At 71.7% G+C, this 23,116-nt stretch carries 16 protein-coding genes and 1 pseudogene; 10 read left to right on the forward strand and 7 right to left on the reverse strand.

Annotated elements, in window-relative coordinates; translation table 11 throughout:
- Nucleotides 1-78: 78 nt before the first annotated feature.
- The 4 genes from AC068Z_RS22565 (at nucleotide 79) to AC068Z_RS22580 (ending at nucleotide 8,756) form a co-directional block, all read left to right on the forward strand.
- Nucleotides 79-1,836, forward strand: a complete 1,758-nt coding sequence (locus AC068Z_RS22565) for a TIGR03767 family metallophosphoesterase (RefSeq protein ID WP_478558258.1) — start codon at nucleotides 79-81, stop codon at nucleotides 1,834-1,836.
- Nucleotides 1,837-1,978: 142 nt separating this feature from the next.
- Nucleotides 1,979-3,121: a serine hydrolase domain-containing protein gene (locus AC068Z_RS22570; protein WP_478558261.1), complete on the forward strand. Its 1,143-nt coding sequence runs from the start codon at nucleotides 1,979-1,981 to the stop codon at nucleotides 3,119-3,121.
- Between the two features lie 117 nt (nucleotides 3,122-3,238).
- Nucleotides 3,239-4,594 carry an esterase/lipase family protein gene (locus AC068Z_RS22575; RefSeq protein ID WP_478558264.1) on the forward strand — a complete coding sequence of 452 codons (1,356 nt, stop codon included), beginning with the start codon at nucleotides 3,239-3,241 and terminating at the stop codon, nucleotides 4,592-4,594.
- Entirely contained in the window at nucleotides 4,587-8,756 is a 4,170-nt protein-coding gene (locus AC068Z_RS22580; protein ID WP_478558267.1) for a hypothetical protein, read from the forward strand. Before AC068Z_RS22575 ends, AC068Z_RS22580 begins: the two co-directional genes overlap by 8 nt.
- 48 nt (nucleotides 8,757-8,804) lie before the next feature.
- Here the strand turns inward: AC068Z_RS22580 and AC068Z_RS22585 are convergent, their stop codons facing one another.
- Nucleotides 8,805-9,851, reverse strand: coding sequence for a hypothetical protein (locus AC068Z_RS22585; protein WP_478558270.1), 1,047 nt, complete (start codon nucleotides 9,849-9,851; stop codon nucleotides 8,805-8,807).
- Nucleotides 9,852-10,081: 230 nt separating this feature from the next.
- Nucleotides 10,082-12,661, reverse strand: a complete 2,580-nt coding sequence (gene pepN, locus AC068Z_RS22590) for an aminopeptidase N (RefSeq protein ID WP_478558273.1) — start codon at nucleotides 12,659-12,661, stop codon at nucleotides 10,082-10,084.
- Nucleotides 12,662-12,783: 122 nt separating this feature from the next.
- On the opposite strand from pepN, the gene AC068Z_RS22595 reads away from it, so the two are divergent.
- Nucleotides 12,784-13,443 (forward strand): mycothiol-dependent nitroreductase Rv2466c family protein, encoded by a 660-nt coding sequence (locus AC068Z_RS22595; protein ID WP_478558276.1) that lies wholly within the window; start codon nucleotides 12,784-12,786, stop codon nucleotides 13,441-13,443.
- 3 nt (nucleotides 13,444-13,446) lie between these two features.
- On the opposite strand, the gene AC068Z_RS22600 is transcribed toward AC068Z_RS22595, so the two are convergent.
- Entirely contained in the window at nucleotides 13,447-13,692 is a 246-nt protein-coding gene (locus AC068Z_RS22600) for a hypothetical protein (RefSeq protein WP_478558279.1), read from the reverse strand.
- A 269-nt stretch (nucleotides 13,693-13,961) separates the two neighbouring features.
- Nucleotides 13,962-14,123 (reverse strand): annotated as a pseudogene (locus AC068Z_RS22605) (DeoR family transcriptional regulator); the annotation flags it as partial.
- Between the two features lie 214 nt (nucleotides 14,124-14,337).
- Between AC068Z_RS22605 and AC068Z_RS22610 the strand changes: the two are divergent.
- Together AC068Z_RS22610 and AC068Z_RS22615 are read left to right on the forward strand one after the other, a co-directional pair.
- Nucleotides 14,338-15,771 (forward strand): FGGY-family carbohydrate kinase, encoded by a 1,434-nt coding sequence (locus AC068Z_RS22610; RefSeq protein WP_478558282.1) that lies wholly within the window; start codon nucleotides 14,338-14,340, stop codon nucleotides 15,769-15,771.
- A gap of 6 nt (nucleotides 15,772-15,777) precedes the next feature.
- Nucleotides 15,778-16,389 carry a histidine phosphatase family protein gene (locus AC068Z_RS22615; RefSeq protein WP_478558285.1) on the forward strand — a complete coding sequence of 204 codons (612 nt, stop codon included), beginning with the start codon at nucleotides 15,778-15,780 and terminating at the stop codon, nucleotides 16,387-16,389.
- 104 nt (nucleotides 16,390-16,493) lie between these two features.
- Here the strand turns inward: AC068Z_RS22615 and AC068Z_RS22620 are convergent, their stop codons facing one another.
- Complete coding sequence (locus tag AC068Z_RS22620; RefSeq protein WP_478558288.1) at nucleotides 16,494-17,135, reverse strand: superoxide dismutase; 642 nt, start codon at nucleotides 17,133-17,135, stop codon at nucleotides 16,494-16,496.
- Between the two features lie 112 nt (nucleotides 17,136-17,247).
- On the opposite strand from AC068Z_RS22620, the gene AC068Z_RS22625 reads away from it, so the two are divergent.
- Together AC068Z_RS22625 and AC068Z_RS22630 are read left to right on the forward strand one after the other, a co-directional pair.
- Nucleotides 17,248-17,664, forward strand: a complete 417-nt coding sequence (locus tag AC068Z_RS22625; RefSeq protein WP_478558291.1) for a hypothetical protein — start codon at nucleotides 17,248-17,250, stop codon at nucleotides 17,662-17,664.
- A complete protein-coding gene (locus AC068Z_RS22630) occupies nucleotides 17,661-19,799 on the forward strand; it encodes a tetratricopeptide repeat protein (protein ID WP_478558294.1) in 2,139 nt (712 codons plus the stop codon). The genes AC068Z_RS22625 and AC068Z_RS22630 overlap by 4 nt, the downstream gene beginning before the upstream one ends.
- On the opposite strand, the gene AC068Z_RS22635 is transcribed toward AC068Z_RS22630, so the two are convergent.
- Complete coding sequence (locus tag AC068Z_RS22635) at nucleotides 19,800-21,182, reverse strand: amino acid permease (protein WP_478558297.1); 1,383 nt, start codon at nucleotides 21,180-21,182, stop codon at nucleotides 19,800-19,802.
- A gap of 352 nt (nucleotides 21,183-21,534) precedes the next feature.
- Between AC068Z_RS22635 and AC068Z_RS22640 the strand changes: the two genes are divergently transcribed.
- A complete protein-coding gene (locus AC068Z_RS22640; protein ID WP_478558300.1) occupies nucleotides 21,535-22,116 on the forward strand; it encodes a biotin transporter BioY in 582 nt (193 codons plus the stop codon).
- Nucleotides 22,117-22,377: 261 nt separating this feature from the next.
- Here AC068Z_RS22640 and AC068Z_RS22645 read toward each other — a convergent pair whose 3' ends face one another.
- Nucleotides 22,378-23,109, reverse strand: coding sequence for an LPXTG cell wall anchor domain-containing protein (locus AC068Z_RS22645; protein WP_478558303.1), 732 nt, complete (start codon nucleotides 23,107-23,109; stop codon nucleotides 22,378-22,380).
- Nucleotides 23,110-23,116: the final 7 nt, after the last annotated feature.

Raw genomic sequence — 23,116 nt, forward strand, 5'->3', positions numbered from 1 at the left:
TCCAGAGCGAGCGGGTCGTTCGCGACAGCGACGCCCGCGACCACTGCCGACGCGTCACGCACTCGGGGAGACCGCGCCATGTCGCGCATACGCTCTGTCGCCAGCTCCGCGCTGGGCGTCCACCGCCGTTCCGTCCTCGCCGCCGCCGGTGCGGTGTCCCTCTCCGCCGGCGTCGGCTACGCCCTGCGGCCCACCGACAGCCAGGCCGCCACCACCGCCGAGCCGAGGGCCGTCGCCTCCCAGGAGGCGCCGGTCGCCTCCTCCAGCCGGGCGCCCTCGTTCCCGCTGCGCCCCTACACCCGGGGCACCACGATCGCGGGCGTCGCCACCCCGCGGGGCACCTCCGGCTACCGCCGGCTCGTGAGCGGACCCGGCTGGAGGCGCGTGGTCCGCAGCGAGCTGGCCGCCGCCAAGTCCGGCCGCGAGAATCGCCGTACCGCGCTCGCCGCGTTCGTCCAGCTCACGGACCTGCACATCCTGGACGTCCAGCACCCGATGCGCCTGGAGTTCCTGCGCTCGCACGACGTGCACGCCTGGCGGCCCCAGGAGGCGCTGACCGTGCAGGGTGCCGTCTCCCTCGTGGAACGGGTGAACGCGCTGCGGGGCGCTCCCGTCACCGGCGCCCCGCTGCACTTCGCCATGACCACCGGCGACAACACCGACAACAACGCCCGCACCGAGCTGGACTGGTTCCTCACCGTCATGAGCGGCGGCCGGATCACCCCCAACTCCGGTGATCCGCGCCAGTACGAGGGTGTCCAGAACAGCGGGCTGAAGCAGTTCTGGCAGCCCGACTCGGCGATCCGTGACGCCGACAAGCAGCTCGGCTTCCCGCAGCTCGACGGCTTCCTCGCCGCCGCCCTGCGGGAGGTGAACAGCCCCGGCCTGAACATGCCCTGGTACTCGACCGTCGGCAACCACGACTCCCTGCCGCTCGGCACCTACGCCTCGCACCGCGACCCCTACCTCACCGACTTCGCGGTCGGCGGCAAGAAGCTGATGACCCTGGCCGCGGCCGAGGCCAAGAAGCTCCAGGACGCGCTGAAGCAGGCCAAGGACCCCCGGGGCGTGCAGTACCGCGAGCTGCTCAAGGCCCACACCCGCGACCTGCGGTCGGTCACCTCGGACGAGCGGCGGGCCCCGTACACCCCCACCGAGTACCTCAAGGCCCACCTGGACGCGGCCTACCTCGGCATGGGCCCGGTCGGCCACGGCTACTCCACCGCCAACCTCGACGCCGGCACCCAGTACTACAGCTTCCGCATCGCCGACGACGTCATCGGCATCAGTCTGGACACCACCGACGCGGGCGGCCACCACGAGGGCTCCATCGGCACGGCCCAGCTGAAGTGGCTGGACCGGACCCTGAAGGACAACCAGGACTCGTACGCGATCGTCTTCAGCCACCACACCAGCGACACGATGGACAACACCAACCGCGACCCGGACCGGCCGACCGAGCGGCGCCACAACGGCCAGGAGGTGCTCGCCCTCCTCGGCGGCCACCGCAACGTGCTCGCCTGGGTCAACGGCCACATCCACCGCAACGCGATCACCCCGCGCGACGGCTTCTGGGAGATCTCCACCGCCTCGCACGTGGACTACCCCCAACTCGCCCGGGTCATCGAGCTGGTGGACAACAAGGACGGCACGATCTCCCTGTTCACCACCTGTGTGGAGTCCGCGGCGCCGCACCGCACGGACTTCTCCGACCTCTCCCAGACCGGCCTGGCCGCCCTCTACCGCGAGATCTCCTGCAACGCCCCCGGCGCCCGCACCGACCTGGCGGGCGGCCGCGCGGACCGGAACACGGAGCTGGTGCTGAAGAAGGGCTGACGGGCGAGAGGGCTCGGTGGCCGAGAAGGGCTGAAAGTCGCTCAACCGGCCCACACCCGCTCAACCCTTCCCAACGATCACGGGTCTGCCTTCCCGACCGGCCCGACGCAACCGGCGCGTCGGGAGAACGAAGGGGGAAGACATGACCACACGCGTACGCACGACGCTGGTGGCGGCGACGGCGGTGGCGCTCTCGGCGGCCCTGGTGGGTCCCGCGGTGGCGGCGGACACGAAGACCGGCCACTCCGCCACCCGCGACGCGATGGAGGCAGCGGTCGAGGCGGGCGTGCCCGGCGTGACCGCCACCGCCCGCGACCACGGCCGCACCTGGTCGGCGACGGAGGGCGTCGGCGACCTGCGGACGGGCGAGTCCCGCTCGGCACAGGACCGTTACCGCGTCGGCAGCATCACCAAGACCTTCGTCGCCACGGTGCTGCTCCAACTGGAGGCGGAGGGCCGGCTGTCGCTGGACGACAAGGTCGACCGGTGGCTGCCGGGCCTGGTGACGGGCAACGGCCACGACGGCGCCAGGATCACGCTCCGGCAGCTCCTCAACCACACGAGCGGCATCTACAACTACACGGCCGACGAGGACTTCGGCCGGACGTACTTCCTCAAGGACGGCTTCTTCGAGCACCGCTACGACAGGAAGCAGCCCGAGGACCTGGTCGCCCTGGCCATGACCCACAAGCCCACCTTCGAACCGGGCACGTCCTGGTCCTACTCCAACACCAACTACGTCCTCGCGGGCATGGTGATCGAGAAGGTCACGGGACACGCGTACGGCGACGAGGTGCGCGCCCGCATCCTCGACCCGCTCGGCATGCGCGCCACCTCGGTCCCCGGCACCCGGGTCGGCCTCCCGCAGCCGAGCAGCCGCGCATACTCCAAGCTCGCCGAGACGGCCACGGGCAAGACCTACGACGTCACGAGGCTCAGCCCCACCCTGGCCTACGCGGCGGGCGAGATGATCTCCAACTCGGCCGACCTGAACCGCTTCTACACCGCCCTGCTGAAGGGCAGGCTGCTCCCCGCCGAGCAGCTGAAGGAGATGAAGACCACCATCAAGGCCGAGGACATCCCGAACGCCGGCTACGGCCTCGGCCTGATCTCCCGTGAGCTGTCCTGCGGCACCACGGTCTGGGGCCACGGCGGCGGCATCCACGGCTCGGTCTCGGAGGCGGTCACCACGGCGGACGGCCGCCACTCCCTGTCCTTCAACTTCAACGGCGACTGGACGGGCGACACGGACGCGATCCTGGAGGCGGAGTTCTGCGGCGAGTAGCCGCGCCACGAGGGTGGTTCCCGCGCGGGTGCGGACCTGTGCGGGAACCGGTCCGCGCGCCCGCCCCGCTGGCTATCCTGCTGCTCACGTGAAGCGCGACTCCCGGGGGAGCACGTGGTGGCGAGTTCACCGACGGCAGGGCACCGCGACGCGGTGGTGGTCCTGCCGGGAATCATGGGCAGCGAACTGGTCGAGAGCGCGACGGGCCGGGTGCTGTGGGGCGTCTCGGATCCGCGGTGGTACGTCAGTGCCTGGACGACCGGCGACGCACTCACCGGGCTTCGGGTCACCGACCACGAGCGCGCGGGCCGCACCGGCCGGATCCAGGCCACCCGCATGCTGCGCTTCCCCGCCTTCGCGCCGGTGCTGCGCGGCTTCGAGCCGTACGACAAACTGCTCAGGGGAGTCCGCGACCACGCAGCCCACCCGGACGCCGTCCTGGAGTTCGCCTACGACTGGCGGCTGCCCGTCGCCCATGCGGCCGCCGAACTCGCCAAGGCCGCCGACGACCACCTCCGGGCCTGGCGTGCCCATCCGAGGGGCAGCCGGGACGCCCGGCTCACCCTGATCGCCCACTCCATGGGCGGACTGGTCGCGCACTGGTTCGTGACCGAACTCGGCGGTACGAGCGAACTGCGCACCCTCATCACGCTGGGCACCCCCTTCCACGGCTCGGTCAAGGCCGCCGGACTGCTGGCCACGGGCGGGCGTACCCCGCTGCCGCTGCCCCGCCGCCGCCTGCGCGCCCTGGCCGGCACACTCCCCGGCCTCCACGAACTGCTGCCGGGCTACCGCTGCGTGGAGGAGAGGGCCGGAGTGTTCCGCCGGTTCACGGCGTCGGATGCCGCGGCCCTGGGCGGCGACCGGGAGTTGGCGCGCCTTGCCCTGGAACGTCAGGAACGACTGCGCGCCGCTCCCGCGCTCCCGCAGCTGCGCGCCGTGGTGGGCGTCGGCCAGCGCACCCCGCAGAGCCTGCGGCTGGTGGACGGCACCGCCGTGGTGCGCGAATACGTCCCGGACGGCGACACCCAGGACGACCGGCGCGGCGACGGCACGGTCTACCGGGACGCGGCCGCCCTCGCGGGCACCTCACCCCACTACCTGCCGCAGAGCCACGGAGCAGTGGCCCGTAGCGAGGAGGCCATCGCGTACACCGGCTCGGTCCTCACGGAACGCCCCCTCGGCCCGCCCCTCGGCGCGAGCGCACTGGGGCTGCACATACCGGACTTGGTCACGGCCGGCCGCCCGTGCCCCGTCGAGGTCGACCTGGTGGACAGCCCGACGGCGGTGGTGTGCCAGGTCTTCGACGTCGCCGGGAACCTGGAGATCGCGCGCCCGTTCCTGACCCCGCGTGACGGCCGCCTGCACGCGGACGTCCTCCTGCCCGGACCGGGTCTGTACCGGGTGGAGGCGAAGTCGGGCGGATCATCGGCGGTGAGACAGCTCGTGTTGGTGGTTCCGCCCGATGAGTGAGTTCAGCTTCGTGCCCGTGCCCATCGGGACGTACAAGCAGCACACCTTCCCGGCACTGGATGCCGACGACCAGGCGGCCCGCGTCGCGGAACTGGTCGAGGAGCTGGGCGGACGCGAGGAACACTGGGGGCCCGGACCGCGCGACCACTCGGCGGTCGGCAGCCGCCTCATGGACTGGTCCCGGCCGGCCGCCCCGCGCAGCTCGATGCTCTACTGGGCCGGTCACGGCCAGGCCCTCGGCCCCAAGGCATGGCTGGCCGTCGAGGACTCTCCCGATCCGATGACCGTGCGGTCGTTCAACCCGGCCTCCTTCGCCGAGTACGTGATCGAGGAGTGGCGGCACCGCTTGCTGGACGAGGACGCCTGGGCTCTCGTCGTCATCGAGGCCTGCGGCGCGAAGCGCTTCGTGGAGATCCTGCTCTCCCGGCTCTACGACGAGGGCGGCATGGACCGACTGGCGGTCATCGGGGTCGGCGGCTACGGCTCCGGTTACCTGGGCACGTTCCAACAGGTCCTGTCCGACGCGCTGGCGGGCTACAGCGACAACGACGAGGCCATCCACCTGCGCGACCTGGTGGGCCGGATCCAGAACCGGCTCGGTGACCAGGGCATGGTCGCCGACCTGGGTCTCTACCAGGCCCCACCGCTCCCGCGCCGCCGCCTGACCGGCCCTGTCACCGCACCCCTCGACGTGTACGCGGAACTCCGCGACTTCGTCGCCACCCTCACCCCCGACGAGCGCGGCCATTTCCTCCCCAAGGCTCAAGGCGCCGAACAGGGCGAACTGGCCTGGTACTTCATGGGCCGCCGGGAGGAGGGCGCCCGAATCGCCGAATGGCTGCGATCGGCGCGCACGGGCCTGCTGGTCGTCACCGGCGAGGCGGGCTCGGGCAAGTCCGCGCTGCTCGGGAACGTGGTCGTACAGGCCAACCCGGAGCTGAGCGCACTGCTCGCGCGGGCGGGCATGACGGACGGCACGGATCCGCGGCGCCTTCCGCCACCCCACGTCTTCGACGCGGTCCTGCATCTGACCGGGGCGACGACGGCGGACGTCGCGCGCCGGCTCGCGGGAGACGAGTCGGTGGAGGACGCGGACCAGTTGGTGCGATGGCTGAGGGAGCGCGGGGAGCCCTTCACGGTCCTGGTCGACGCCTTGGACGAGGCGCAGGACCCCTTGGCCGTCGCCCGAGGAACCCTGGCCCGTATCGCGGAGCTGGACGGAGTCCGCGTGGTGGTGGGTACCCGCAGCTCCACGAAGGAGGGCCCGGACTCACCGGCGGGGGAGGACACGGACATCCTGGACGCCCTGGGCGGTCCGGCGGAACTGGTCATGGTGGGCCGGGACGGCGAGGCGGCCGACGAGTACGTCCGGCGCCGCCTGCTGGCCGCGTTCCCGTCGATCGACGAGGCCGAACTGGAGGCGGTACGGCGGGAGATCGCGGCCCGCGAACGGCACTTCCTGTACGCCCGGCTGGCGGTCCACGAGCTGATGGCGCGCCCCGAACTCATCGAGGCAGCTCATCGGGAGCAGCGGGCCGAGCTGCTGGCGCACGACTATCGCGCGCTGTTCGGGGCTGCCGTCACCCGGCTCGGCGACCGTGATCCGGCCTTCGTGCCGCTGCTCGAGGCGCTGGCTCTGGGACAAGGACGCGGGCTCCCGCGTACGGACGGGGTGTGGCAGATCGCGGCGCGGGCGTTGCTGGCGGAGAGGGCGGACGGCACGGCCGTGGATGAACGGGCCGTCGACGCGTTGCTGGTGGACGCGGCGCCGTACATCATGCTCGACGCGGAGTACGGGCAGAGCGTGTACCGGCTCGCGCACCGGACGTTCCAGGAGCACTATGCCGCCGCCAACGCCGACGAGCTGGGCCGACGGCACCACTTGGTCGCCGAGGGACTGGCCGAAGCCGCCGAGCCGCCGCTGCCCTCTCCGCCCAATCCGTACGTGGTCCATCACTTGGCCGGGCATGTCGCCGCCGCGGACGGCTGGCAGTGGCTGGTCTCCCGACCGAGCCTGCTGGACCACCTCGCCCCGGGGGCGGTCGCCGCCGAGGCGGCACGACCACGTCCGGGGAGGGCGCCGCTGCCGGACGCGGTCTCGGCGATCCGAGCGGCGCACCTCCGGCTCTCGGCGGCCGCTCCGAGCGAGCGCGGCGCCCTGCGCGCGGTGGCCGAAGCACAGTTCCGCGGGACATTGCCGGATCCGGCGGGGTGGTGGTCACGGGATGCGGCGTGGGCGCCGCTCTGGGCCGATTTCCGTTCGCTGCGCAGTCCTACGACCAGTGTGTTCGCACTGGAATGCGAGAAACTGAGGGCACTCGCGGCGCTGCGCTGGGGTGATGGCCGTACGGTGGTGGCCCTCGCGGAGGAGGCCGCTCCTACGCGCATTCACTTCTGGGACCCCGTCCTGATGTCCATGGTCGGCGCGCCCTTGACCTGCTCCGAGGTGATGGCCACGGCGCTGGCGGCGGTGCCCTTCGATCAGGAGCGTGACCACCTCGCCGTCGGTGGTTTCGGGGGCGTGGAGATCTGGGATCCGCGAGAGCGGAAGCAGACCGACGCTTTTCGCAACAAGCGCCTGACCGTCGTCGGACACCTCGCGGGAATGCGGAACGGCCGCGGGCGCGTCCTGCTCGCCTACGCCGGCGGAGCCGGATCGAACGAGATAGTCGTGAGGGACCTCAGGACCCGTCGTGAGGTGACGACCGACGCCGGCAACGCCATCGGGGCATTGGCCGGCCTCCAGGGGAGCAACGGCGCCCCACGACTCGTGGTTGCCGGCCTGTCTCACCTGTCCCCTCTCTCCTTCGGTCTCCGTAGGTCCCGGGTTCCGGTCCGGATCCTGGTCGCCCCAGGAGAAGCCATGGGGATGTCGGCGATCCCCGCGACGCGGGATCACGTCATGCTCGCACCGTTGTCCCTTGGGCGAAGACCACTCAGTCTGTGGGACACGACGAGCGGTTCCCTGACCGAAGTGCCGGTCATGGTGGATCTCGCCTACGACGGTGCCTTCACCCATGTCGAAGGTCCCGACGGCGCACTGCTCGTCGTCTCGATCACGGGCGAGGACGAGAAGGTCACCGTGTTCGAGACGCCCCGGCCGGCAGCACCGGAGGGTTCCGATTCCTCCTCGCTCCGTCACTCCGTGAGCGCTCAGAGTGTGCGAGTGCCGGGCTGCGGCGACGCGTTCGCCGTCTGCTCCGCCGGAGAGTTCAGCTTCCGTGACGCGGCGACGGGCGATCTCCTCGACGAGCCGGAGACCGTTCGGTCCAGGGTCACGGGCCCGCACGGAGGACCGCTGTTGATCAGATCTCAGAGGTGGCAGATCTGGACGCGGAAGGACGGACGGATCACGCTGCCCGAGCCGACTCCCTTCTTCCTCGGCAGTGTGCCGTTCCTCGGTTCGGACGGCCGTCTCCTGGTCACGCACGCGGAGAGACGGAGTGACGACTGGGGAATCGTGTGCTTCGAGGTGCCGCGTGCCGGGGCGGGCTGGAAGCAGGGCTGGCGGATCGACGGTACGAGCTTTCGCATGAGCCCCAGCAGCATCAGGGTTCTTCCGAAGCGGGGCGGTGGAGCCCTCCTGCTGGCCTACACGGAGAAGAATCCCGTCGTGTTCGACCGCGACGAACCCGGGCGGGCCTGGGAACTCTCCGACGTCACGAGCCGCTTCTGCAAGGGAGCCGCACTGGTCCACCTGCCTGGACCGGTACTCGCCGTGTGCGACTACCGCAGGGTGGTCCTGTGGGATGTGGCGGACCGGACCCGGATGGCCGTGATGCAGGACGGCAACGCCACCATCGCGGACATGGCCGCCGTCCATGTGTCCGGCACCGATCCTGGCAGGGTGCTGCTGGCCGTGGCATACACGGACGGCTCGCTGAGGCTGTGGGATCCCTTGCGGACGGACCGGCCGCTCGCCGTCCTCGCTCTCGACATGGCTGCCGCTGCCATCGCCTCGGCCGGCAGCAAGGTCTGTCTGGTCAATGACGAGGGCGCACTCTGCGTCGATGTCGGCGGCATCGCGGGAGCGGAGCTCAGCCACCCGCCCACACCCCGTGCGCCGCGCGCACCCTCCCCGCGTCGGGCGGTACGGCCGGGCGGGGGACGCAGGAAGTGGTGGTGGCGTCTTCTCCGCATGAGGAGGGGCCGCCCGGGATGACCCCGGTGGCCCCTCCTCTCCCCTCCTGATGCCTCCCCGATCCCCCTCCTACCGGGGCAGCACCACCACATACGCGGCGGGATCACGGTCCGCCGAGGCCATCAGGGCCGTGCGGATCACCGCCGCCTGCTGGTCCAGGGAGTCCCGGAGCTTCTTGGGCGTGATGTGGACGACCGTGATGCCGAGGCGCTCCAGGTGCTCGCGCTTGCGGGCGTACTCCGCCCACTGGGCGTCCTCGTCCTGCCGATGCCCCTGGCGCGGGGCCCTCGTGTCCAGTTCCACCGCCACCGCGTGCTCCGGCCAGTACGCGTCCAGCCCGCCGAGGTGCGGGCCGCCCGGAAGGCGGAGGTCGATGTTCCAGACGGGGTCGGGGAGGCCGTACTCGCGGACCATCCGGTAGAGGCGGTCCTCCGCGATCGCGCGGCCCTCCGCCAGCAGCGACTCCACCGCGTCCACCACGTGCGGCCCCAGCAGCTTGGCCTGCGTCAACTCCCGTACCACCGCAGCGGGTTCGCAGTGGCCGCCGCGCACCGCCTCGGTGAGCAGCCGGCGTACGGCGCCCGCGTCGGAGAGTTCGGCCACCGCGTCGGCCAGGGCGCGCGGGACCGGGGCCACCGGCAGGCCGGTGACCTCCTGGGGCGTCGGCAGGGACGGCGTGCGGACGATCCGGGCGCAGCCCGTCGAGCGCAGCCGGCGCAGCCGGGGGACCAGGACGTCGATCGAGTCCAGGGCGGTCAGCGGGGGAGTCGCCGCGAACCCGTGCAGGGTCAGCGCCGCCAGGCCCGTGATCATCGCCTCCGCGTACACCGGACGGTGCGGTTCCTCCCCGCCAGGCTGCGCCGGGACCCCGGTGGTCCGCTCCCGCGCCGCGTACAGCAGTACCGCGTGCAGCCGCTCCTCGCTGGTCGGGGGGCCGGGGTGCAGCAGGTAGACGCCCGGGAGGATCTGCTGCCAGGGCCCGCCTGCCCGGCACTGCTCGTTCGTCTCGGCGGCCGCGACGCCGTGCGCCCGGAGCTGCGCGGCGGTGAGCACGCGGCGCCGGACGTCGGTGAGCTGGTGGAGGGGGCGGGGGGAGAGCGGGGTGTTGTGGTTCATGACCCGGGGATTCCCTCGTCCGATCCGCCTCTTAACCCCTGTTACACGCCCGTCGACAAAACCGGACAAGCTCGTCCTAAAGGACGGGTGTTCGGTTGCCGAGTAGGCACGGAAAACCCCTGGTCCGTTCGGGTTGGACCAGGGGTTACGGCTGCTATTGCCTGAATTCCGTAACGGTCACCGATGGATCAAGCGGTGGCCAAAGGTCGGGCGAGCGAGGGACCCGGCGATCACTCGGCCCCCGCCGCCGCGTCGCACGCCTGACCCCGCAGCGCCCGCGCCAGATCGTCCCGCGCCTCCAGCACCAGCCGGCGCAGCGCCGGGGCCGCCTGCTCGTGCGCGGCCAGCCACGCGTCCGTCGCGTCCAGGGTCTCCGGCGACTCGTGGAAGGAGGGGAACAGCCCCGACACCACGACCATGCCGATCTGGATGGACCGCTCGGCCCACACCCGCTCGATCGCCGCGAAGTACTTCTGCGTGTACGGCGCCGTCAGCTCCCGCTGCGAGGGCCGGGCGAAGCCCGCGATCGTGGCCTCCACCAGCGCGTTGGACAGCTCGTCGGACTCCACCACCTGCGCCCACGCCTGCGCCTTGACCGAGGCCTGCGGACGAGCGGCGAGGCAGCGCACCTGGTGACGCCTGCCGGACGCGGTGTCGTCGCGGGCGAGTTCGGCGGCCAGCTCCTTGTCGCCGACCACGTCATGGGCGGCGAGGGCGTCCAGGAACGCCCAGCGCAGCTCCTGGTCGACGTCCAGGCCCGGCAGGGTCACCGTGCCGTCGAGCAGCGCGCTCAGCATCTCGAAGGAGGGAGCCGCGCTGGCCACCCGCGCGAAGAACCGCGCCCACGCCAGCTGGTGCTCGCTGCCCGGCTCGGCGGTGCTCAGCTGGAGCGCCGCGCCCTGGTCGAGCAGCCGGCCGGCCGCCGCGCGCCGCTCGGGGGCCGTGTAGTGCACCGCCGCCGACTCCGCCCAGGCGTGCAGCATCTGGAGCACACCGATGTCGGACTCCTGGCCCGCGAACCTCAGCACCAGGTCGATGAACTCCCGGGCCGGCAGCAGCGCGTCCCGGGTCATGTTCCACAGCGCCGACCAGCACAGCGCCCGCGCCAACGGGTCGGCGATGTCGCCGAGGCCCCGCCGCAGCGCCGCCAGCGAGGTCTCGTCGAAGCGGGTCTTGCAGTACGTCAGGTCGTCGTCGTTGACCAGCACCAGCTCCGGCGCCTCGGCCCCGGCCAGCTCCGTCACGACCGTACGCGGACCGTCGACGTCCACCTCCACCCGCGCGTACCGCTCCAGCACACCGCCGGTACGGCGGTACAGGCCCACCGCGACCCGGTGCGGCCGCAGCTCGGGGTGGGACTCGGGCGCCTCCTGCACCACCGCGAGCTCCGCGACCCTGCCCTCGGGGTCCAGCAGCACCTGCGGGGTGAGGGAGTTGACCCCGGCCGTCTGGAGCCAGGACCGCGACCAGGCGGCCATGTCCCGTCCGCTGGTCTCGGCGAGCACCGAGAGCAGGTCGCCGAGCCGGGTGTTGCCGTAGGCGTGCCGCTTGAAGTAGCGGCGGGCGCCCTCCAGGAACGCGTCCTGGCCGACGTACGCCACGAGCTGCTTCAGCACGGAGGCGCCCTTGGCGTAGGTGATCCCGTCGAAGTTGAGCTTGGCGTCCTGCAGATCGCGGATGTCCGCTGTGACGGGGTGCGTCGAGGGCAGCTGGTCGGCGCGGTACGCCCAGGCCTTGCGGCGGTTGGCGAAGGTGATCCAGCCGTCGGTGAAGCGGGTCGCGCCCACGGTGGCGAAGGAGCCCATGAAGTCGGCGAAGGACTCCTTCAGCCACAGGTCGTCCCACCACTCCATGGTGACCAGGTCGCCGAACCACATGTGCGCCATCTCGTGCAGGATGACGTTGGCCCGGCTCTCGTAGGACGCCTGCGTCACCTTGCCGCGGAAGATGTACTCCTCGCGGAAGGTCACCAGGCCCGGGTTCTCCATCGCGCCGAGGTTGTACTCGGGCACGAAGGCCTGGTCGTACTTCCCGAACGGGTACGGGTAGTCGAAGTGGTCGTGGAAGAAGTCCAGACCCTGCTTGGTGACGAGGAAGACGTCGTCGGCGTCGAAGTGCGGCGCGAGCCCCTTGCGGCACATGGCGCCGAGCGGGATCTCCAGCGTCGTACCGTCCTCGAAGGTACGGGTGTAGGAGTCCGTCACGTAGTGGTACGGGCCCGCCACCACACACGTGATGTACGTCGAGATCGGCTTCGTCTCGGCGAAGCGCCACACGCCGTCCGTCCGCGAGCCGGTGCCGTTGCTCCACACCGTCCACCCCTCGGGCGCCCGCACCTCGAAGCGGAAGGGGGCCTTGAGGTCCGGCTGCTCGAAGTTGGCGAAGACCCGGCGGGAGTCGGCCGGCTCGTACTGGGTGTACAGGTACACCTCGCCGTCCTCGGGGTCGACGAAGCGGTGCAGGCCCTCGCCGGTACGGGAGTAGGCGCACTGGGCGTCGACGATCAGCTCGTTGTCGGCGGCCAGGTCCTCCAGGGCGATCCGGGAGCCGTCGAAGACCTCGCTGGGGTCGAGGTCGCGGCCGTTGAGCGAGACCGCGGTCACGGCGGGGGCGATCAGGTCGGCGAAGGACGAGGCTCCGGGCTCGGCGCAGCGGAAGCGGATCGTGGTGACCGAGCGGAAGGTGCGCGGCCCGCTCTCCGGCTCTCCGCCGAGCGCGGAGCGCAGGTCGAGGGACACGTCGTACCCGTCGACGGACAGCAGCGCGGCCCGCTCCCGGGCCTCGTCGCGGGACAGATTCTCACCGGGCACGGGTGTCTCTCCTCACAGAGTGTTCAGTATGCGGACGGGGCTGATCCTGCCATGCGGGGCGGGGAATGGCGGAGGCGGTCACCGGTGTTGCCGTGGTCAAAGACCGCTTCCCTAGGAGAGCCATGTCCGAGTCCGTCGAGTCCGCGAAGACCCCCGTCGACTTCTGGTTCGATCCGCTGTGCCCCTGGGCGTGGATGACCTCGCGCTGGGTGCTGGAAGTCGAGAAGGTCCGCGACATCGAGGTCCGCTGGCACATCATGAGCCTGGCCGTGCTGAACGAGCCGAAGATCGACGAACTGCCCGAGGAGTACCGGGAGCTGCTGGAGACCAAGGCCTGGCAGCCGATACGGGTCGTCACCGCGGCCTGGCAGAAGCACGGCTCCGACGTCCTCGGCCCGCTGTACACCGCGCTCGGCACCCGTATCCACAACGAGGGCCAGGGCCCGACCCGCGAGGCCGTCGAGGGCGCCCTCGCGGACGTCGGCCTGCCCGCCGACCTGATCGAGTACTTCGACCAGAAGGACTTCGAGTTCGACGCCGAGCTGCGCGCCTCCCACAAGGAGGGCATCGACAAGGTCGGCCAGGACGTCGGCACCCCGGTCATCGCGGTCCCCGGCGACGACGGCGAGCAGATCGCCTTCTTCGGCCCGGTCGTCACCCCCGCCCCGAAGGGCGAGGAGGCCGCCCGCCTCTGGGACGGCACCCTCGCCGTGGCCTCGGTCCCCGGCTTCTACGAGATCAAGCGCACCCGCACCAAGGGCCCGGACTTCAGCAACCTGTAGGGCTCACCCCGGCTCCGTGGCGGCCCCCTCCTCGCGGAACTCCTCGGGGAGGCGGCCGTGACCGGCCTTGTTGAACTGGGGGTAGTACGTCAGGCACCCCGCGGCGGTGCAGCGCCAGAGGTTGCCCAGAAACAGCCGCGGCCCCTCCCGCTTCCGCAGCGCCGCCTTCTCCCGGTCGTCGAGCAACCGGAAGGCCTCCATGGAGCCGCAGGTCGGGCAGTCCAGTGTGCGGGTCCTGCGTTCGGGCATCCAAGTCCCTTTCTCTCCAAGGCAGTTGCTCTTCGGACGGCGTAGGGCGGCCAGCAGCCACACGGTGAACTCGGCGGTCACGGCCGCGGCTCACGCAGAACCGGTTCGGTCCTCGTCATCACCACCCCTCACCGGGCCGACCTTGTACGGCACCTCGTGCTCGTCCAGGTCCCGCAGCGCCTCCGCCGACGAGCATCGCCCGCTTCACCGACACGATGTGCTGGTGGTGGTAGGCGTACCCGCGGTGCACGGCCGACGTGTCGAACACCCCCCGACGGCTGCGCGGTCACCCCCCCCCCGCGGAACTTCCGTACGACGCCTTGCCGTTCCAGCTCGCCGAGGTCCCGGTGGATGGTCAGCAGGCTCACCCCGAACCGCTCGGCGAGCTCCGCGGCGGTCGCCGAACCGTCGGCCAGGACCTGCTCCGCCATGGCGGTCCGACGGGCCGCGGGCCCCTGCTGCGGGTGGGTCATGGCACGATCCTTCGTCCTCGGGTGGGATCGCGGGGCAGGTCTGGTCGACGCGGCGAGTCGACTCGTCAACAGAGGGTGGAGCGGCGGAGGTTGGCCGTCAATCCCTCGCACACGCGAAAACATCGGTGCAGAGTGGGAAGTTCACGTCGAGTGATGGTGCCCGGGAGGTGGCATGGCGGCCTGGCTCGGGATCGACCTCGGTACGCAGAGCGTGCGCGCCCTCCTGGTCGAGGCGGACGGCACCGTCCTGGGCTCGGGCTCCGCCCCGCTCGGCGGCCGACGGGACGGTGTGCGCCACGAGCAGGATCCCGGGCAGTGGTGGGACGGGGTGTGCGCGGCGGCCGGGGCCGCACTCCAGGGCCGGTCGCGGGTGCGGGTCGGCGGGCTCGCGGTGTGCGGGACGTCCGGGACCGTGCTGCTGACGGACGGGGCGGGGCGGCCGATGAGTCCCGCGCTGATGTACGACGACGGCCGCGCGACCGAGGAGGCGGCACGGGCGCGGGCGCTGGGGCTCGCGGTGCAGGACACCTGGGCGCTGCCGAAGGCGCTGTGGCTGCTCGGGGCGTACGGCCCCGGCCGGATCACCCACCAGCCGGACCTGGTCGTCTCGCTGCTCACCGGCGAGCTGCCCCCGGCGGACTCCAGCCACGCGCTGAAGACCGGTTACGACCTCGAACGGGACTCCTGGCCCGTGCCGTTCCCCCTCGACCTGCCCGAGCGGGCGCTGCCCGACGTCGTCCGCCCCGGCACCCGGCTCGGCGAGGTCTCCGCCACGGCGGCCGAGGCCACCGGCATCCCCGCCGGCACCCCGGTCGTCGCCGGGATGACCGACGGCTGCGCGGCCCAGATCGCCTCCGGCGCCCTGCGCCCCGGCTCCTGGAACTCGGTGCTCGGTACGACCCTGGTCCTCAAGGGCGCGTCCCTCACCCCGGTCCGCGACCCGTCGGGCGTGGTCTACAACCACCGGGCGCCCGACGGCACCTGGCTGCCGGGCGGCGCCTCCAGTGCGGGCGCGGGAGTCCTCACGGCCGCCTTCCCGGCCGCGGATCCGGCGGCGATGGACGCGCGGGCGGCGGCGCACGAACCCTCCGGCGCGATCAGCTACCCGCTGGTGTCACCGGGGGAACGCTTCCCCTTCCTCGCCCCGGAGGCCACGGCCCTCCTCCTCGGCGAGCCCGAGAACGACGCCGACCTGTGGGCGGCGCTGCTCCAGGGCGTGGGGTTCGTGGAGCGCCTGTGCCTGGACTACGTCCACCACTTGGGCGCCCCTGTGGACGGGCCCCTCACCCTCACCGGCGGCGCCGCCCGCAGCCGGTACTGGAACCAGCTCCGCACCGACATCCTGGGCCGCCCGTCCCGGGTCCCCCGGCAGACGGAACCGGCTCTGGGGATGGCGGCACTGGCGGCGTACGGGACGGGCGGTGTGCCGGGGGCCTTGGCGGACGTGGCGGAGGCCATGGTGACCATCGGCACGAGGCTGTCCCCGGACCCGGCGAACACGGCCCGCTTCGAAGAGCCGTACGCCAGGCTGCTGACCGAACTGGAAACGAGGGGCTGGCTGCCGGAAGAGGTGGCGGGACATGCCCGCGAGCGTCTTCGATACTGACGTCCCATGACCACCACCCTCCTCCTCGCCCGCCACGGACAGACCGTCTGGCACGCCGAGAACCGCTACGCCGGAATCAGCGACGTCGAGCTCACCGACACCGGCCGCGCACAGGCGGAGGCCCTCGGCCACTGGGCCGCCGCCCACCCCGTGGACGCGATCTGGACCTCCCCCCTCTCCCGGGCCGTCGCCACCGCGGCACCCGCCTGCCGAGCCCTCGCCCTCACCCCGCACCAGGACCCCGGCCTGCGCGAATGCGACTTCGGGGTGGTGGAGGGCCGTACCCTCGCCGACTTCGAGGCGGAGAACCCCACCGCGGCACAGGCCTTCCGCGAGGACCCGGTGGCACACCCCTTCCCCGGCGCCGAAGACCCGCGCGCCGCCGCGGAGCGGGGCACGGCGGCCCTCCGCCGCATCGCCACCGTGCACCCCGGCTCCCGGGTCCTGGTCGTCGCCCACAACACCCTCCTCCGCCTGGTCCTGTGCACGCTGCTCCGGATCCCGGCACAGGAGTACCGCAGGGTCTTCCCCCGCCTGGGCAACACGGCGATCACCGAAGTCCTCATGAGCAGCGCAGGCGAGGCCGCGCTGCTCTCCCTCAACGTCCCCTGCGAGTAGCCCCCGGGGAACGGGAAGCCCCCGCGAGTCACGTCCTCGCGGGGGCTTCCGTCATTCCGCCTGCCTGCGTGAAGGGTGAGAAGACGATCACGAGGCAGGACGTATCAAGGGGCGAGCAGCAGTACGTCCGGGCGGGACTTGGCGGCCGCGTAACGCCGGGCCACGTCCTGCCAGTTGACGACCTGCCACATGGCCTCGATGAAGTCGACCTTCTGGTTCTTGTACTGGAGGTAGAAGGCGTGCTCCCAGGCGTCGAAGACGAGGATCGGCGTGGCGCCCTGGCCGACGTTGCCCTGGTGGTCGTAGACCTGCTCCACGATCAGCCGCCCGCTGAGCGGCTCGTGGGCGAGGACGCCCCAGCCCGAACCCTGCGTGGTGGCGGCGGCCTTGGACAGCTGCGCCTTGAACCCGGCGAACGACCCGAAGGACTCCGCGATGGCGTCCGCGAGCTCCCCGACCCCATCGGCGGCCAGCGGCTCGCCACCCCCCTCACCGGTCATGTTGTGCCAGTAGATGCTGTGCAGGATGTGCCCGGACAGATGAAAGGCCAGATTCTTCTCCAGCCCGTTGACCGCCCCCCACTGCTCCTTGTCCCGCGCCTCGGCGAGCTGCTCCAGAGTGTCGTTGGCCCCCTTCACATACGCCGCGTGGTGCTTGTCGTGATGCAGCTCGATGATCTCGGGGCTGATCACGGGGGCGAGCGCGGAGTAGTCGTACGGCAGTTCAGGAAGCGTGTAGACGGGCATGGCGATCCCCTCGGAGTGGCTTATTGCAACTAGCTCGCAATAACAACCTAACAGCATCAAGCGCGGAAACGGGGGAGGCCTCTACTATCGGAAGTCGTACGCAGGGGGTGTCATGGGACCGGAGCTGGCCGAACTCGCCCGGACGGCGGGCACGACGATGGTGGCGCTGATGGCCACCCAGACCTGGGAGTCGGCACGCGAGGGCGTGGTCGCCCTCTGGCGCCGCTTCCAGCCCGCCCGGGCCGAGGCCGTCGGCGGTGAACTGGAGGCCACGCGGGAGGATCTGCTCCTGGCCCGCGAGTCGGGTGACACCGAGACCGAGGCCGAACTGGCCGCCGAGTGGCAGGCGCGGGTCCGCCGCCTGCTGCTCGCCCAGCCCGAAGTCGCGGACGAACTGCGCCGCATCCTTGCCGAGTTGTACCCGGAGCAGAGCCGGCAGCCCTCCGTCGACGTCCGGCTGCGGGCCGAGGTCTCCGGCAGCGGCCGCGTCTACCAGGCCGGCCGCGACCAGCACATCACGGAGCGATGAACGAACTCGGCGCCCGCGCCTCGGGCCAGGGCCGGATCTTCCAGACCACCGGCGACCAGTACATCCAGGAGCACCACCACCACTACGGCCCGGGCGCAGCCCCGACGCACCGTCCCCCCGACTCCGTGCGCATGCCACTGGTAGGCCGCCCGCCCGGCGTCCTCCGCGATCGTGACCAACTGCGGGCGCTGCTCACCGAGGCCCTCGCCGGACCCGGCGGCGACGCCCACGTCGTGCACGGCATGGGTGGCTGCGGCAAGACGGCGCTGGCGTACTGGCTGTTCACCGAGGCCGTACGAAGCCATGGCCGGATCGGGTTGTGGGTCAACGCCTCCGAGCGGATGTCCCTGCGGGCTGGAATGCTGGCGGTCGCGGGCGACCGGGGCGCCTCGGCGGGCGAGCTGGCGGCCGCGGCGGCGGGCCGGCGGGCGGCGGCGGACCTGACCTGGCACTACCTCGACCACTCGGTGGACCCCTGGCTGCTGGTCCTGGACAACGCCGACGACCCGAGCGTCCTGGAGGACGGCGCCTGGCTGCGCACCAGCCCGCGCGGCACGGTCCTGATCACCACCCGGCACGCCACGGCCCCGCTGTGGCACGGCCCAGGCGTCCTGCGCCACGCCCTCGGTGTGCTCCCCCTCGACGACGCGGCCCAGGTCCTGTGCGACCTGGCCCCGGACACGGGGGACTTGGCGGCCGCGCGTAAGGTCGCGCAGCGCCTGGGCCGCCTCCCGCTGGCGTTGACGCTGGCCGGTTCCCACCTCGCCCACCAGTTGCTGGAGTCGTGGTCCATGGACGAGTACGACCGAAAGCTCGCGGAGGAGTCGACGGCGATCGTGGACCGGGGCGCGACGGGCGGTGGCCAGTCCCGCCATCTGGTCGGCCGCACCTGGCAGTTGTCCCTGGACGCCCTGACCGCCCAGGGCCTGCCGGAAGCCTCGACACTGCTCCGACTCCTGTCGTACTGGGCGGCGGACCCGGTTCCGCTGGATGTCCTGGCACCGGTGGCCCGGGGAACGGTGGCCGTCGAAGGGCTTGAACCGGAGCGAGTGGAACCGGGGTTGCGCGGACTGCTCGACCATTCGCTGGCCGAGTTGGTCGTGGGGGCGGACGGGGTGCGCTGCGTGCGGGCGCACGGCGTGCTGCTGGACAGCGTCGCGGCCGGGTTGCCCGAGGGGCAGCGCGCGGTCCTGGCGGAAACGGCGGCCGGGCTGCTGACGGCGGCGCTGCCGGACCGGGGTGGCGCCTCGCCCAGGACGCGGAACTTCCTCGGCCTGCTCGCGCCGCACGCATCGGCCCTGCTCGGTGCCGCGCCCTCGGAGGCGACCGCCGAGCTGGCGGCACGGGTCGCCCGGCAGGTGCTGGACGCGGGAGACTTCGCGGGCGCGCTCGGGCTGGCACCGGGCATCGCCGAGCGAGTCGAGGCGCTGCTCGGCGTACAGCACCGTGTGGCCCTGGACGCGCGGGACGTGGAGGCCAGGGCGCTGTTCCGGATGGGCAGCTACGCCGAGTCCGAAGCGCTGCACCGGCGGGTCCTCGGTCGCCGCGAGCTCGTTCTCGGCCCCGACCATCCGGACACCCTGCGCAGTTGTGTCGGTCTGCACCAGCCGCTGGACCTGCTGGACCGGGACGAGGAGGCCGAACGGCTGCTGCGCCGGGCGTTGGAGGGCCAGCGGCGGGTGCTGGGAGAGCAGTCGCCGGAAACGCTCTTCACCTGGGTTTATCTCGTCGAGGTGCTGCCGCAGCTCGGCAAGGAGCGGGAGTTCGAAGCCGAGGCCCGCGCCCTCACGGAGAGGTGCGAGCGGGCCCTGTCGCCGGACCACCTCACGACGGTGGGCGCCTACCACTCGTACGCCGTCGGGCTGCTCGACTTCGGGCGCTACGAGGAGGCGGAGCCGCTCGCCCGCCGGGTACTGGCGGACCGGACCCGCCTCCAGGGCCCCGATCACCCGGTGGCGGTCTCCGCCCTCTCCCTGAACGCGAGCATCGCCCATCACCTGGGCCGGCGCGAGGAAGCCCTGGCGACCCAGGAACTGGTGGCCGAACGACGGGAACGGGCACTCGGCCCCGAGCACCCGTTCGTCGCCTACGACCGCAACCGGCTCACCGCATGGCAGGCCGAAGCCGGCGCCTGATCAGCCCTTCGCCGCGCGCGCCCGCTGCCACCCGTACCCCACGGCCGCCAGGAACAGCGTCATTCCGCCGGTCGAGTAGAGCTGGACGCGGGTGTCCGGTTCGCGGGCCATGAGGACGAAGATCGCGACCATGCCGGCCAGGGCGACCCAGGTCAGGACCGGGAAGGCCCACATGCGGACCGTCAGCTTCTCGGGGGACTCGCGCTCCAGGCGGGCGCGGAGCCGCAGCTGGGAGACCGCGATGAAGATCCAGACGACGAGGATCACCGCGCCGATCATGTTCAGCAGCCAGGGGAACACGTCGTCCGGGCGCCAGTAGCTCAGCAGCACGCACGCGAAGCCGAACACCGAGGAGGCCAGGACCGCGATCCGCGGGACGCCGGACGTCACCCGGCCCAGCGCCTTGGGGCCCTGACCGCGCTGGACCAGGGAGTAGGCGATGCGCGAGGAGCCGTAGATGTTGGCGTTCATGGCCGACAGCAGGGCCACCAGCACGACCACGTTCATCAGCTGACCCGCGCCGGGGATGCCCAGTTCGTCGAGGGCCGCGACGTACGGGCCCTTCTCCACGACCGCGGCCGAGTCCCACGGGACCAGGGTCACGATGACGGCCATCGAGCCGATGTAGAACAGGGCGATACGCCACATCGCCGTACGGACCGCGCTCGCCACGCCCTTGACCGGGTTCTCCGACTCGGCCGCCGCGATGGTCACCGTCTCCATGCCGCCGTACGCGAAGACCGAGGCGAGCAGGCCGATGATCAGGCCCTCGCCGCCGTTGGGGAGGAAGTCGGTCAGGTTCGAGGTGCCGGGGGAGTCCGTGCCCGGCAGGACGCCGAAGATGGCGAGGCCGCCGAGGACCAGGAACAGGCTGATCGCGCCGACCTTCAGGGCCGCGAACCAGAACTCGAACTCACCGAAGTTCTTCACCGCGGCCAGGTTCGCGCCGCAGAACACCACCATGAACAGCGCCACCCACGCCCACTCCGGCGTGCCCGGCAGCCAGCCGGTGACGATCTTCGCGGCGCCGATGCCCTCCAGTCCGACCGCCGTGCAGAGCAGGACCCAGAAGGACCAGCCCGCGGTGAAACCGGCCCAGGGTCCGATCGCCCGCTCGGCGTGCGCGGAGAAGGAGCCGGAGGACGGGTACGCGGCCGACATCTCGCCGAGCATCCGCATCACCAGCATCACGAGGAGGCCGGAGACGGCGTAGGCGACGACGATCGAGGGGCCCGCGGCGGCGATACCGGCGCCGGAGCCCACGAACAGACCGGCGCCGATGACACCGCCGAGGGCGATCATCGACAGATGGCGCTGTTTCAGGCCGTGGGAGAGGGAGGCGCCGTCCTGCTGCGGCGGCGTCTCGACTGTGGTGCTGGGCATGGGAGCGGCTCGTCCAATGCGTGAGATGGGCAAAAAACCCGTCAGTCTGTGGGGCGTGTCCGCTCAGGCGAAGGGGTCGCCCACTATGCGGACAGGTACGGCACAGAGCGTACGGGACCCCTCACCGCTCCCGGATTGGGGGAAACCTACAGATCGCCCACCGCCCCCTTCGTGACCTGCGCGTCCTCACCTCAGTGACCAGCGTCACGCCGTACCGCTTGTAACTGCCACTCTTTGTACGGAGCCCACCAAGCCCACGTTCCGGCCTTTGTCGACCACTGACGGTGATCGGCTCAAGGCCTCTGGGATAGCGTCGCCGTGTCCCGAACTGCCCTCACCTCGCGGAGTCCCCATGAGCACCGCCGCTGTCGCCGCCCCCGCCCGCACCGGACAGGTCCTCGCCGACCTGCTCCCCGCCTCCCGAGTCCGCGACCTCGCGCTCGTGGTCGGCGGCGCCGCGCTCACCGGGCTCGCCGCGCAGATCGCCGTGCCGGTGCCCGGCTCCCCGGTCCCGGTGACCGGCCAGACTTTCGCCGCGCTGCTCGTCGGCACCTCCCTCGGCGCGAGCCGGGGTGTCGCCGCGCTGGCCCTGTACGCGCTGGCCGGCCTCGCGGGCGTCCCGTGGTTCGCGCAGGGCGGCCACGGCTTCAGCGTCTCCTTCGGCTACATCCTCGGCATGCTGCTGGCCTCCGCCGCCGTCGGCGCCCTGGCCCGCCGCGGCGCCGACCGCTCGGTGCTGCGCATGGCCGGCACGATGCTCATCGGCGAGGCGATCATCTACGCCGTCGGCGTCCCGTACCTGGCCTTCGCCGCCGACATGTCGCTCTCCGCCGCCGTCGCGGCGGGCCTCACCCCGTTCCTCATCGGCGACGCCCTGAAGGCGGCCCTGGCGATGGGCCTGCTGCCCACGGCCTGGAAGCTGCTCAAGAAGTAGCCGCCCCAGCAGCACCCCTCCGGAAGAGGTTCGCCGGGTCGAGATCGGCCTTCAGCCCGGCGAGCCTCTTCCGCGTCTCCGGGTCGTGCAGCCCCTCGGTCCGGTCCCCGGCCCCGCAGGCGACCCGCACCGAGCGAGTTCGTCGTCGTAGCCGGGCTCGCCGGGGTGCAGGGGGAGAAGGTCTCACGTGGCGGTCACGGGCGCAGCCTGGCCGGATGACCTGACAGGTGCCGTCAGGTCATCCGGCCATCTGTCGGGGGTTCAGTTCTCCTGACGCACCGGCCGCGGCCGCCGGAACTGGGTCCACCAGAGTCCGGCCGTGCCCGCCGCGATCAGTGCCGCCCCTGCCGCGCCCAGCGGCAGGACGTCCCGCTCGACACCGGTCTTCGGCAGCTCGTCACCGCCGGGCGCCACCGGTTGGTTGTCGGTGCCCAGCAACAGCGGGGTGGCCGGGGCGTTCGGCGACGGGTTCGTCGTACCGAACGGCACCGGGCCCTGCTGCCAGTACGTCTTGTCCCCGGACGCGGACTGGACGGGCAGGCAGATCTTGCCCGTCTTGCTCAGGTCGTACGTCGCTTCGACGTCGTACGATTTCGAGTCGCCGGCGGCCAGATTGTCCACGGCGCAGGCGAATCCGCTGTTCGAACCCTCCGGCAGATCGCTTTCGGCGATCGGTGAACAGCCCTGCACATTCTTGACCGTCAGGCCGTCGAATCCGACGACCAGAAGCCTGATCTCTCCGCTCTCCTCGGTTCCTTCGTTTTTCACCGTGGCGGTAATCGCCGTCTCCTGGGACTTGTTGTCGACGGAGATCTTCTCGGGCAGCGTCGTGGTCAGTTCCACGCCCGCCGGTGCCTCGTCAACGGCCTTTCCCCCCTTGCCACTCTGGGGTCCCTGGTCGTCCGCGGCGGCGGTGAACGGAAGGATCACCACGACCGAGAAAGATGCTGCAACCAGCGATCCCGTGATGGTCGTCATACGACGAGAACTCATGTTCGTC

The organism is Streptomyces sp. NPDC043726 (assembly GCF_056436565.1).

Coding starts and splice junctions, on each gene's coding strand:
- AC068Z_RS22565 (WP_478558258.1), top strand. CDS start 79: ATGTCGCGCATACGCTCTGTCGCCAGCTCCGCGCTGGGCGTCCACCGC.
- AC068Z_RS22570 (WP_478558261.1), top strand. CDS start 1,979: ATGACCACACGCGTACGCACGACGCTGGTGGCGGCGACGGCGGTGGCG.
- AC068Z_RS22580 (WP_478558267.1), top strand. CDS start 4,587: ATGAGTGAGTTCAGCTTCGTGCCCGTGCCCATCGGGACGTACAAGCAG.
- AC068Z_RS22585 (WP_478558270.1), bottom strand. CDS start 9,851: ATGAACCACAACACCCCGCTCTCCCCCCGCCCCCTCCACCAGCTCACC.
- AC068Z_RS22595 (WP_478558276.1), top strand. CDS start 12,784: ATGTCCGAGTCCGTCGAGTCCGCGAAGACCCCCGTCGACTTCTGGTTC.
- AC068Z_RS22600 (WP_478558279.1), bottom strand. CDS start 13,692: ATGCCCGAACGCAGGACCCGCACACTGGACTGCCCGACCTGCGGCTCC.
- AC068Z_RS22610 (WP_478558282.1), top strand. CDS start 14,338: ATGGCGGCCTGGCTCGGGATCGACCTCGGTACGCAGAGCGTGCGCGCC.
- AC068Z_RS22615 (WP_478558285.1), top strand. CDS start 15,778: ATGACCACCACCCTCCTCCTCGCCCGCCACGGACAGACCGTCTGGCAC.
- AC068Z_RS22620 (WP_478558288.1), bottom strand. CDS start 17,135: ATGCCCGTCTACACGCTTCCTGAACTGCCGTACGACTACTCCGCGCTC.
- AC068Z_RS22625 (WP_478558291.1), top strand. CDS start 17,248: ATGGGACCGGAGCTGGCCGAACTCGCCCGGACGGCGGGCACGACGATG.
- AC068Z_RS22630 (WP_478558294.1), top strand. CDS start 17,661: ATGAACGAACTCGGCGCCCGCGCCTCGGGCCAGGGCCGGATCTTCCAG.
- AC068Z_RS22635 (WP_478558297.1), bottom strand. CDS start 21,182: ATGCCCAGCACCACAGTCGAGACGCCGCCGCAGCAGGACGGCGCCTCC.
- AC068Z_RS22640 (WP_478558300.1), top strand. CDS start 21,535: ATGAGCACCGCCGCTGTCGCCGCCCCCGCCCGCACCGGACAGGTCCTC.
- AC068Z_RS22645 (WP_478558303.1), bottom strand. CDS start 23,109: ATGAGTTCTCGTCGTATGACGACCATCACGGGATCGCTGGTTGCAGCA.